Genomic DNA, 10,695 nt, shown 5'->3' on the forward strand with positions numbered 1-10,695 from the left:
CGGAGCCTGGCCGCAATGGCCAGCGGACGTACGCCATCCCGAGGGCATGGGCGTGTCGGCCTTCGCGTCCCGACATCGAGGCCGCGTCCGGTTCCACCAGTGGTTGCAGTGGCTGCTCGACCGTCAGCTGGCGAGTGCGGGAGCGGTTGTCGACCTCGTGCAGGACCTTGCCGTGGGTGTCGATCCGAACGGGGCCGACGCCTGGATGTGGCAGGACTTGCTCGCCCCCGGCATGGCGATCGGTGCTCCGCCCGACGCGTTCAACCGGCTCGGGCAGGACTGGGGCCTCCCACCCTTCGACCCCTGGAAGCTGCGGGCCGCCGGCTACGAGCCATTCGTCCGGACCCTCCGAGCCAACCTGCGGGCCGGCGGTGGGCTGCGGGTGGACCACGTCATCGGGCTCTTTCGCCAGTACTGGGTCCCCGTCGAGGCGGATGCGCGGCAGGGTGCCTACGTCCGGTACCCGTCGGACGACCTCCTCGGCATCCTGGCCCTGGAGAGCGATCGGGCCGGGGCCTTCGTCGTGGGGGAGGACCTCGGCACCGTCGAGCCATTCGTGAGGGAGGAGCTGGCCAGGCGGAACGTGCTGTCGTCCCGGGTGCTGTGGTTCGAGGAGGACAGCCCGGCCGACTTCCCGGCCCGATCGATGGCGTCGATCGGCACCCACGATCTTCCGACCGTCGCCGGGTTGTGGACGGGTGCCGACTTGTCCGCCCAGCAGCGACTGGGCCTCGAGCCCGATGCCGCGGCTGTCGACGGCATCCGGTCCCGGTTGCAGGCGCTGCTGGGCCTTGCGGACGACGTTCCGTTGGAGGAGGTGATCGTCGCCGCCCACCGACTGCTGGCGGAGGCGGCGAGCATGGTGGTCACGGCGTCCCTCGAGGATGCTCTCGGGGTCGAGGAGCGACCGAACATGCCCGGCACCATCGACGGCTGGCCGAACTGGTCCCTGGCTCTGCCCGTCCCGCTCGAGCAGGCACTCTCGGATCCCCGCGTCGTCGCCGTGGCCGAGGCCATGCGCTCGCGACGGGGGCGCTCGCGCCTCTAGCTGATGGCGGTCGCCTTGCCTTCCCAGTAGGGCTTGCGCAGCTCCCGCTTGAGCGGCTTCATCGCCCCCGACAGCGGGATCGGCTCGGAGCGAAACTCCACCGACTTGGGGACCTTGTACCCGGCGATGCGGCCGTGCGCGTGCTTGATCAGCTCGTCAGCGGTGGCCGAGGCCCCCTTCTTGAGCACCACGATGGCGTGCACCTGCTCGCCCCATGTCTCGTTGGGGATGCCGATGACGGCGACCTGGTCGACCGCCGGGTGGCTGCCGACGGCCTCTTCCACCTCGACGGAGTAGACGTTCTCGCCTCCGGTGACGATCATGTCCTTCACCCGGTCGACCAGGAACAGGTAGCCCTCCGGGTCGAGCCTCCCCATGTCGCCGGTGTGGTACCAGCCGCCGCGGAACGCCTCCTCGGTCTCGTCGGGCCGGTTCCAGTAGGAGTCCATGATGTTGCCGGCCCGGGCGCAGACCTCCCCCTGCTCGCCGGACGGGAGGATATGGCCCTCGGCGTCCTGGATGCTCACATCGACGCCCCACAGCGGCCGCCCGGCGGAGTGTGTGATGTCTCCGCCGCGCCGGTGGTCGTTCTCGTCGAGGAACGTGAGAACCGACGACGACTCGGTCATGCCGTAGCCCTGCGAGAGGTCGACGTGCGGAAGGGCTTCGAAGACCCGCTTCAGCAGGGCGGATGGCATGGGCGAGGCCCCGTAGGTCAGGGTCTTGAGGCTGGCCACCCGCTCAGGAGAGAAGTTGGGGTCGTTGAGCAGCATGGCGATCATCGTCGGGACCATCACCGTCTGGTTGACGTGGTACTGCTCGATGACCTCGAGCACGTGATCGGCCTTGAACAGGGGCACGAACACCGACTCGCCCCCGCTGGCCGGGATGCCCAGGATGGCAGCCATGGACGCGGCGTGGAACATCGGCGTCTGGTGCAGGTAGATGCGGTCCTGGCCGAGCCCGATGGCGATGGCGACGTGGTACAGGTTGAGCATCTCAGCCCGCTGGCTGAGCACGACGCCCTTGGGCAGCCCGGTCGTGCCTCCGGTGTACATGAGGACCGCAGGATCCTCCTCCTCGGGCTCGGGCGGGACCTCGGGCTTGCCCGCCTCGAGCAGGTCCTCGTAGCTCACGTCGTGGGGCACGTCGCCCTCGCCCATGAGCACCACCTGGCGCAGGTGCTTGAGCTCGGGTCGGGCCTGCTCGAGCAGGCCGGAGAACAGCCAGTCGGTGAAGATCACCTCGGTGCCCGAATCGTTCAGGATGAAGGCCAGCTCCTTGGCGGCCAGGCGGAGGTTGAGCGGGTTGATCACCCCGGCGCCCAGGAACCCGGCGTGGAACAGCTCGAGGTAGCGGTGGCTGTTGACGGCCAGGACGGCGAACCGCTCTCCCTGGCGCAGCCCCAGCTCATTGCGCATGGCGCTGGCCAGACGGAGGACCCGGTCGCCGTGTGTCGCCCACGTGGCGTGGTAGTCCTCGTCGTGGAAGCCAACCCGGTCGGCATAGCGACCCAGAGCGGGCAGGAGTTGGCGGTGGTAGATGAGCTCCTTCACGCCTAGAGGCTACAACTGCGTCCCCGCGGAGGCGGGGCCGACCATCGGTCGGGATGCCGCGGCGGCTCGTGCCTCAGGCGTCGCCCTGAGAGCCGTCGTTCCCGGAGTCGGGGTGGGAGGGCACGAAGAGCAGCCCGTGCGGGTTGGTGAAGGTGTTACCCAGCGGCGTGATCACCCCGGTTGCCAGGTCGAGCGTTCCCAGGAGGGGCGTGCCCGTGTCCTTGGCCTCGGCGGCGAACACGGTCCCCGCGGGTAGTCCGGCCGTGGAGAGCGCGGTGATCGTCCCGGTCGGGTCCGTCACGTAGAGCGTGCCTTGCTCAGCGGTGGCGACGGCAATGTCGTCGACCGGGGGAGGAGCGGACGACGCCGGGCTGTTTCGGAGATTGAGGCGGGTGAGGCCGGGCGAAGGCGTGGTCGCATGATCGACGAAGACGACCTGGCCGTCGGCCTGCGCCACCTGGGCGAGCTGGCCGGCGAACCTGGGGCTGGACGAAGGGAGGAACCGATTGGAGTCGGGGTCCGTCAGACCGAGGGTCACCTTCTGCTTCGTGACCGCATCGGTGGCGGTCGCGTTGTCGGCGAACACGGGGCGGAGATGGGCGATGTGCGAGTCGGGGTCGAGATCGGCCTCATAGGTGGCCGCCGAGCTCGCCTGACCCGGGTTGGAGTGAGTCACGAAGATGTGGCCGTGACTGATGGCGATGCTGTCCGTGCCTCCCGCCGTCGACGGCGGCGGAGACGAGTTGGGCTCGGCCGGGCTGGGGTCGTAGGAGTAGTGGACGACCTGGCCAGGCGGGTCGGCGTCCGGGCGCACGACGTACAGACTCGAGTTGAGGTCCTCGTTCACGGTGACGATGAGACGCCCGTCCTGCGGGTCCGCCGTCAGCCCGTCGACCTTGCCGGTGAGCGAGAAGGTGTGGGCGACGGTGCCGTCCGTGCGGTACTCCACCACTGTGCTCTTCGAACCGAGCGGGCCGGGCGTGCCGTCGGGTGCGATGCCGTTGGCAAAGCCGACGAATATGTGGCCCTCCATCAGCGTGATGTCGTCGGGCTGGGTGGCGGATGCTGTAGCCGACGCGAACGTGTGCGCCGGCAGGGTGTTGGGGCGGGTCGACGCCGCACTGGCGGGTCCACCGATGCCGGCGGCAGCAGCCAGGGCGGCAGCGCCAATGCTCGTTGCCTGCGCGATGTGCCAACGCGTCCGAAGCGGCATTCGACCTCCCAGGTCGTTGGAGGGCTCCATATGACTGGTGCGCTCTACCCCGGACGGCCCAGGGGCTGCACGCCCCTCGAAAGAGTTTGCTGACTGTTCCATGTCGGTTCACCCGGACCGACGCCGCTCGATCATCCAGGTCCACTCGAGAGCCCCCGCACGCTACGTTCGTGTTCCATGACCGCAGTGCTGGGCGTGACTGTCGCCGTGGGTCTGACGGCCTTGGTGTTGCTGTTTCTCCTCCTCCGGCGCTCAGCCGCGGCGGCGGACGAGCTGTCGCGGCTGGAGCGACTCGAGGTGGAGCTCGGAAGGACCGCGGAGCAGCTCCGTGCGGCAGAAGCGCGGGCCGAGGAGGAGGCGGGGCAGCGGGCCGAGGCCGCCGACGCGGCTGCCACCGCCGATGCAGCCCTGCGACAAGCCCGCGCCGAGATGGCGGCGGCCGAGGGCCGGGCAGCCGAGTCGCAGCTCAGCGTCGAACAGGCCCGGCGCCACGCCGACGAGGCGGAGCGACGCGCCGCGGACGCGGACAAACGTGCTGCTCGGGCCGGACGCCGCGCCAAGAAGGCTGCCGACGCGCCGGAGCAGCCGGCGGAGCCGGATGGGTCCGGGGTCGTGGCCGTCGCCGATGTCGCCGATGCCCTCTGGGAGCTCGAGCGGCTTCGGCTCGAACGGGAGTGGAACGCGATCGGCGGTCTCGCCATGCCCATGCCGGCCGGTTGGGACGGGACGGACGGCACGGACCTCGCCGCCGCGGTGGCGGTCGAGCTGGAGGTCATACGGGAGGTCGTGGGGACGCCGGGCCGCATCGCCACCCCCGCGCAGCCCGTCACGGCCGACCCCGCCACCGCCATCATCCTCACCAGGCTCGCCGGCGAGCTGTTGCGCGCCCTCGCCCGCGGGGGTCTCGAGCTGACCGTCAGCATCGAGGCCGACGACGAGCTGGCCGTCGCGGTCGCCACCGCCGCCGCCGAGACGGCCGACGATCTCTCGCGACTGGCCACCGCTGCATCTCGCGCTGGGGGCAGGCTCGAAGTGCAACCGGCCGACGAGGGTGTGCGGGTCGAGGTGCGTCTTCCTCGCTGATGGGCTGCCGGGAACAGACCTGACGGTGACCGTCCACTACCCCTTGTGGCGAGATCTGCTGGACGAGCATCAGGAGGCAGCGCTCGACCCCGGCCTGCCCGACCGGCTGCCCCGCACGCCGGACGTGCTCGTGGTGGGCGGCGGGATGCTCGGCATCGGGACGGCCGTGGCCTGCCAGCGGGCGGGCCTGGGGACGATCGTCCTGGTCGAGCGGTCGACCCTGGGGGCCGGCGCCACGGCAGGAGCCGGCGGGCTGCTCGTCCCCGAGGCCCACGGCGACGGCGACGGCGAGAAAGACGGCGAGAGCGGGAGGGTGCGCGACCGAGCCCGCGTCGTCGACCTCGGTCGCCAGAGCCTTGCCTTGTGGAGGGATCTCGACGATCTGGTTCCGGGTGGTGTCGGCCTGGTGGACATGGACTGGCTGGGGCTCGACCCGCAGGCGGGTCGCTCGGCCGATCTCCCGCCCGGCGCGGAGTCGCTCGGCGTCGACGACGTCGCCCGGCTGGTCCCTGAGCTGGCCCAGCCCGTTGCCGGCGTGCTCGTGCGGGACCAGGCCCGACTCAACCCCATCGGAGCCCTCGCCTGCCTGGCCGGCGGGGTCGGTCACATCGCCACTGGCGTCAGCCTCACCGGCCTGACGACGCGTGGCGGTCGTGTTGTCCGGGTCTCCACAACGCTCGGGCCGGTGAGCCCCGGTGCGGTGGTCTTCGCCACCGGCGGGCCACCCGACGCCGAAGACCTGGTGCTGCCGGTGCCGGCCTCGCTGGTGAAGGGGCACGTCATCGCCACCGAGCCGGTCCCGCTGGACCTGCCGGTCTGCGTGTCGCCCATGCTGACCCAGGTCGACGAGGGGCGACTGCTCGCCGGCGGGACGCTGGACGCCGACGACCATTCCCCCGACGTCGACGATCGGGTGGTGGCGAGCATTCGACGCGATGTCGAGGCCGCGTTTCCTGCCGTCGGACAGGTGCCGGTCTCCCACGCCTGGTGCTGCTTCCGCCCCGCCCACCCCGACGAGCTTCCCGTCGTCGACCGGGTGCCGCGCCTGGCGAACGCCTGGATGACGTCGGGACACTTCCGGACCGGCATCCTCATGGCGCCGGCGACTGGTCGAGCCCTGGCCCGGTGGATCGACTCGGGCGACCAGCCCGCGGAGGTGGGTGGTCTCGAGCTGGCACGCTTCGGCTGATGTCGCACCGCTACGACGACATCGGGCGATCGTATGCCCGCCACCGTCGTCCTGATCCTCGTATCACTGCGCAGATCAACGCCGCCTTGGGTGACGCTGAGCGGGTCGTCGACGTCGGTGCCGGCGCCGGCTCCTACGAACCGCCCGAGCGCCACGTGGTCGCGGTCGAGCCGTCGCCGGTCATGGTCGCCCAGCGCTCCACGGGCTCCGGCCCGGTCCTTCGAGGTGTTGCCGAGGCCCTGCCCTTCCCCGCCAACTCGTTCGACGCGTCGTTGGCGATCCTGAGCCTCCACCACTGGTCGGACAAGACCCACGGGCTGGCCGAGCTCCGCCGGGTGGCGCGGCGGCGACTCGTCCTCTGTTTCGACGTCGCGCTCGAGCAGAGCTTCTGGCTCGTGCGGGAGTACCTGCCCGAGGTCGCGGCACTCGACTACGGACCCGACCTGTCGCCCGAGCAGGTGGCAGACGCCGTTGACGCAGACCGCGTCGAGGTCGTCCCCGTCCCCTGGGACTGCCAGGACGGCTTCCTCTGCGCCTATTGGCGACGCCCCGAGGCCTACCTCGACGCCTCCGTGCGCTCGTGCATCTCCGGCCTCGCCCGGCTCGACCCCTCCGTCACCAGTCGCGGCATCGACCGTCTTCGGAGCGACCTCCGCACCGGGCGCTGGGCGACGCGCCACGCCGACCTGCTCGAGCGCTCCGAGATGGATCTCGGCTACCGCCTCGTCGTCGCGACCGGCGGGTAGACGAGCGCTCCCGCCGCCCGTACCGGCTCATGGCGGGCCACGGCGGCTCCCTCCCGCCACCGCTCCCGGCCTGCCCCAAGGCAAACGCACGATCAGCGCTGTTGAGGCCGTTGGCTACCTCCCCGCGCCCACCTTGGCTCGCCTGCGGCTGGAGAAGGCCGCCGAGTCAAGATGGCGCCGTCCCGTTGTGAGCCCTCGCCGCTCGGTACAGACTGGACCGCTGCGGAAGCCGGTAGTCGAATAAGAATCGCCCGGGCGTTCGACGGACGCCAGCCGCCACTCCAGCCGACAGGACGACGATCCCCGCGATGAGGATCGGGAAGAGCCAGAGCGGCATCGGTGAAGGGATCACCGGGCGCAGTGCCCACAACAGGACAGGGTGAAGGAGGAACACGCCCAGCGAATACCGACCGAGACCGACGATCCATCGCGGGGGAGATGCCCAACGTTGTGCCAGGGCAAATGCGCCTACCGCGGCCAAGAGAAGACCGCCTCGGGCATAGGACGTGGTAGAGGGAGCGTGCAGGGCCAAGGCCTCGAACGCCTCCAGCGTGAACACGGTGACGCCCGCCGCCAGCCACAGCGCCGGCCTCCTGACTTGCAGTGTCCCTGCGACGATGGCGGCAGCGACGAGGCCGTAGGGCAGCCAGACGAAGAGGTAGGAAGAAGTGAACACGGCAACCAGTAGATGATGGTGGCGGCCGTGGCTGTCGAATCCCGTCGACCCCGAGAGAACCGGGCCCAAAGCCAGAAAGACAGCGCCGGCGACCAGGCCAGCGCGAGCCAGCGCCCGGCTCCGGGCCAGGACCATCAGAAGAGGCAGGACCAGAAGCAGCTGCATGAGGGCGGGGAGGAAGTACAGGTGATACCACGCACCGCCAAAGACGAGCACACCGAGAGCTGAGAACCCTCGCAGTTTGGCCAGGTCCGATCCGCCGCTCAGGTCACTGAGCACGACGTAGATGCCTGTCCACAGGACATATAGGGGCAGCAGACGAGCCACGCGTCGACCAATCGCCACGGGTCCGCGGCGCGTGAGCTCTTCGCCTGCCAACACTCCGCTCAGGACCATGAATACCGGGACGGCGAGACTCAGTCCAGCGAAGGCGACGAGTGTCATATGCGACATGCCGCGGACTCCGGTGAACGACGCGTGAATGGCGACCACGGCTACGATGGCGACGCCCTTCGTCGCGTCGACGCCATTGTGTCGGCGTCGAGTGGCTACCGAGGCCGTGGTCCTCGATGACGACGCGGTGGTTGCGGCTGGGCCATCCTTGTACCCCACGCCTTGGTGCACGTCGGCATCGAGCATTCGTGGTTCCTCTCCACCTCTGAAGACAGGTATGGCCGAGCCCCAGTGGAGAACGACCGAGCGACCAAGAACTTGCGGTTTCCGCTCCTCAGCGGGGTCACGAGGATCGTTCCGGTCAGATGCCCGATCTTCCAAGCGCAGCGAGATTCTGGGTGGGGGCTGGATCAACCCAAAGGCCGGCAAGGTGCTCCTGTCCGATTGGCCGGAACAGGGCTCGGCAAGCGACCGGACCCGCCCTCTCGCACCAGAGACTGTACGACGGGCTCTTGCGCCGCCATGCATGCACCGGAGCGCCCGGTTATTCGCTCTCAGGGCACTCGCGGGTGATCGTTGCCTACGCCTGACGATTTCACCGCGGAGTCCTCCGCCTCTGCCAGTCTCCGCCGTCCTAGCCAGGGTGACGCTTAGCCCGACGAGACAAAGAGTCGGCTCCGTAGCTCGCGTCTCGCGTTCATGAAGTGCGGCGCCGAGTGAAGGAGCCCGGCCGCCACCCCAGCGAAGACCAGGAGAGCGAGCAGCTGGGCATAGTCGGCATGTGGAGCTAACCACGACAGGCCCCTGAGAAACTGTGGGTCGTGCCACGACCAGAGGCGTCCGAGGGTGAGCGGCGCATCGCTGTTCCACTGCAATGCCCGCGCCGAGATGGCGCCTCCGGCGTTGAAGAGCACACTGGCTCCGACGAGCACGGCCATCCCTGAGACGGCAGCCGTCCGCTGGGGGCTGCCGGCGCGCCGGGCAAGCCAGGCGATCGCGGGGAGGGACAATACGACGAGGAACGGCAGCATGTCGCTCATATCCCGGGGGCCATAGCTATAACCGCCCCACCAGTCGCCAGCGCTGCTCACGACCAGCCAGTGGGCAACGACGATCCCGATGAGCGCCAGGCTGAGACCATCCAGCGCGCTGGACCGTCGGGCGATCACTACCCCGACCAACGCGAGCACGACGACCGGCGAGAAGACCAGCAGGCCCCGAGCGGGGCTCACCAGGTCGCCGGCTAGGGAGACTCCAGGGACCTGGAAGCCCGCTAGGCGGTCGGTGTAGTAGGGCATCAGCAGCATGTGGAAACTGTTCTCCGACACGAACACGAAGGCCCCGAGCATCGCGCCGAGCCCGACGAGGTAGCCGACGAGCTGGCGACGGCGGCAGACCAGCACCCACAGGCTCAGCGCGGCGATGGGGATGGAACTCGTCGGGCGCATGAAGTACGCGGCACCGAGGGGGAGGCCCATCCAAGCGGCGAACCGAGGCTCCTTCCTTGAGCGCAGCGCGAAGTAGGCCGCGATGGCCAGGCACAGCATCGATGGTCCGTGCTGCCACATAGCTCGGCTGGCAGTGGACCACGCCGCCGTGCCGAAAGCGAACACCAGCGCTACCCCAACGGCCGACAGGCGCCTCCTGCGGGCTGCCAGGGCACCGAGCCCTACCTCGGCCAGCAGGAACACGAGGGCGGCCGTAGTGGCGGTCACGGCGCTCGCCTCGATCACCTGGAGCCGGCTGTCCCGGGCCGCGGTGTCGGGTGGCCACCCCGCCAGGTCGGCACCGGCCACAAAGGGGACGGCGATCAGCGATGGCCCCAGCGGGTAGCGGGAGTACGGTCCGTGGTCGGTTTTTTCGATCCAGATTGGGCCGTGGGTGTTCGTGCCAGCTAGGCCGATGGTGCCGTGATCGACGATCTGCTGGGCGACCTCGTTGACCCTGAAGCTGTCCTCCTCCTGGCGCACAGGACTGGCGATGTAGACGGCGAGGACGACCACGAAAATCCCCAAAGCGCAGGCGACTCGCCGCATCCAATCATCTCCTCGTCGGCTAAGCACAAAGGTACGACGTCCACCAGGGTCTTCCTGGGACGATGGGGAGAGAAACGGGGGAAGCGAGGGATGGGTCGTCTCGGCCATGCGAACCCCGTTGCCGCCCTGCGCTACCAACACGCCACGGCCGACCGTGACCGAGTGTTGGCCGAGGCTTTGTCGAAGCTGGTCACACCTCCCCCTGTGCGCCCGTTGAAGGCTGTTTCAGAGGCCGCTGACCACCAGTGACTCACGACCGACTCACGCCGGCGCCCACCCGCAAGGGCGGCAGAAAGGGCCGCTGACCTGCGACCTATCAAAGAGCGGGTGAGGGGAATCGAACCCCCGTCACCAGCTTGGAAGGCTGGGAGAGGCATATCCGGCCGACCTGCGGGAACGTCTATATCCCCTGCTCACCGGGCCGATTCGACCCTTCCGCTAGTCACCAGAGGTTGCCGTGGATTGCCGCCCGCTGACTCACGGGTGACTCACGGGAGCCGGACCTGATGTTTGCCGGCCGCCATGTGCCGGGCCACGAGCTGGACGAGGACAGCGGCGGGGTCCCTCAACTTTGCGCCACAGGGCTTCGGATGGTCCCACTTCCAGGTCCCCGTATTTACGAGACTGTCCACGACGAGCTCGCCATTCTCGAAGTGGTAACCGAACCGCTGGGGTTGGTGGAACCCGCCGAGGCGAGGACCGGGCTGACCCGGCAACTTGCTCTCGGGCGACCTCGCCCTCACCATGGAAAGACC

9 protein-coding genes are annotated in these 10,695 nt (G+C 69.3%); 4 read left to right on the forward strand and 5 right to left on the reverse strand.

All coding sequences use genetic code 11. The annotated features are described in order from the left end of the window. On the forward strand, positions 1-1,048 hold a 1,048-nt coding region (malQ, locus tag VH112_12460), incomplete at its 5' end, for a 4-alpha-glucanotransferase (protein ID HEX4541046.1). On the opposite strand, the gene VH112_12465 is transcribed toward malQ, so the two are convergent. Together VH112_12465 and VH112_12470 are read right to left on the reverse strand one after the other, a co-directional pair. Next, the gene (locus VH112_12465; GenBank protein ID HEX4541047.1) at positions 1,045-2,604 is read right to left on the reverse strand and encodes an AMP-binding protein; all 1,560 of its coding nucleotides are present in this window, start codon (positions 2,602-2,604) and stop codon (positions 1,045-1,047) included. The two genes, malQ and VH112_12465, sit on opposite strands and share 4 nt — an antisense overlap. 73 nt (positions 2,605-2,677) lie before the next feature. Further along, a complete protein-coding gene (locus VH112_12470; GenBank protein ID HEX4541048.1) occupies positions 2,678-3,817 on the reverse strand; it encodes a hypothetical protein in 1,140 nt (379 codons plus the stop codon). Positions 3,818-3,994: 177 nt separating this feature from the next. On the opposite strand from VH112_12470, the gene VH112_12475 reads away from it, so the two are divergent. Genes VH112_12475 through VH112_12485 form a run of 3 tightly spaced genes read left to right on the forward strand, consistent with a single transcriptional unit; the run spans position 3,995 to position 6,835 of the window. Further along, positions 3,995-4,900 carry a hypothetical protein gene (locus tag VH112_12475; GenBank protein ID HEX4541049.1) on the forward strand — a complete coding sequence of 302 codons (906 nt, stop codon included), beginning with the start codon at positions 3,995-3,997 and terminating at the stop codon, positions 4,898-4,900. A gap of 25 nt (positions 4,901-4,925) precedes the next feature. Continuing rightward, positions 4,926-6,089 (forward strand): FAD-binding oxidoreductase, encoded by a 1,164-nt coding sequence (locus tag VH112_12480; protein ID HEX4541050.1) that lies wholly within the window; start codon positions 4,926-4,928, stop codon positions 6,087-6,089. After that, entirely contained in the window at positions 6,089-6,835 is a 747-nt protein-coding gene (locus tag VH112_12485; GenBank protein HEX4541051.1) for a class I SAM-dependent methyltransferase, read from the forward strand. The genes VH112_12480 and VH112_12485 overlap by 1 nt, the downstream gene beginning before the upstream one ends. A 166-nt stretch (positions 6,836-7,001) precedes the next feature. Here VH112_12485 and VH112_12490 read toward each other — a convergent pair whose 3' ends face one another. The 3 genes from VH112_12490 to VH112_12500 form a co-directional block, all read right to left on the reverse strand. After that, a complete protein-coding gene (locus VH112_12490; GenBank protein ID HEX4541052.1) occupies positions 7,002-8,432 on the reverse strand; it encodes an acyltransferase in 1,431 nt (476 codons plus the stop codon). A gap of 122 nt (positions 8,433-8,554) precedes the next feature. Continuing rightward, positions 8,555-9,907, reverse strand: a complete 1,353-nt coding sequence (locus tag VH112_12495; GenBank protein HEX4541053.1) for a hypothetical protein — start codon at positions 9,905-9,907, stop codon at positions 8,555-8,557. A gap of 521 nt (positions 9,908-10,428) precedes the next feature. Beyond that, positions 10,429-10,695: hypothetical protein (locus VH112_12500; GenBank protein ID HEX4541054.1), on the reverse strand; the 267-nt coding region annotated here is incomplete at its 5' end.

Source organism: Acidimicrobiales bacterium (assembly GCA_036270875.1).
Taxonomy (GTDB): domain Bacteria; phylum Actinomycetota; class Acidimicrobiia; order Acidimicrobiales; family AC-9; genus AC-9.

Excerpts from the sequence above, each read along its gene's own strand:
- VH112_12475 (HEX4541049.1), top strand. The coding sequence starts at position 3,995 with ATGACCGCAGTGCTGGGCGTGACTGTCGCCGTGGGTCTGACGGCCTTG.
- VH112_12485 (HEX4541051.1), top strand. The coding sequence starts at position 6,089 with ATGTCGCACCGCTACGACGACATCGGGCGATCGTATGCCCGCCACCGT.
- VH112_12490 (HEX4541052.1), bottom strand. The coding sequence starts at position 8,432 with ATGCATGGCGGCGCAAGAGCCCGTCGTACAGTCTCTGGTGCGAGAGGG.
- VH112_12470 (HEX4541048.1), bottom strand. The coding sequence starts at position 3,817 with ATGCCGCTTCGGACGCGTTGGCACATCGCGCAGGCAACGAGCATTGGC.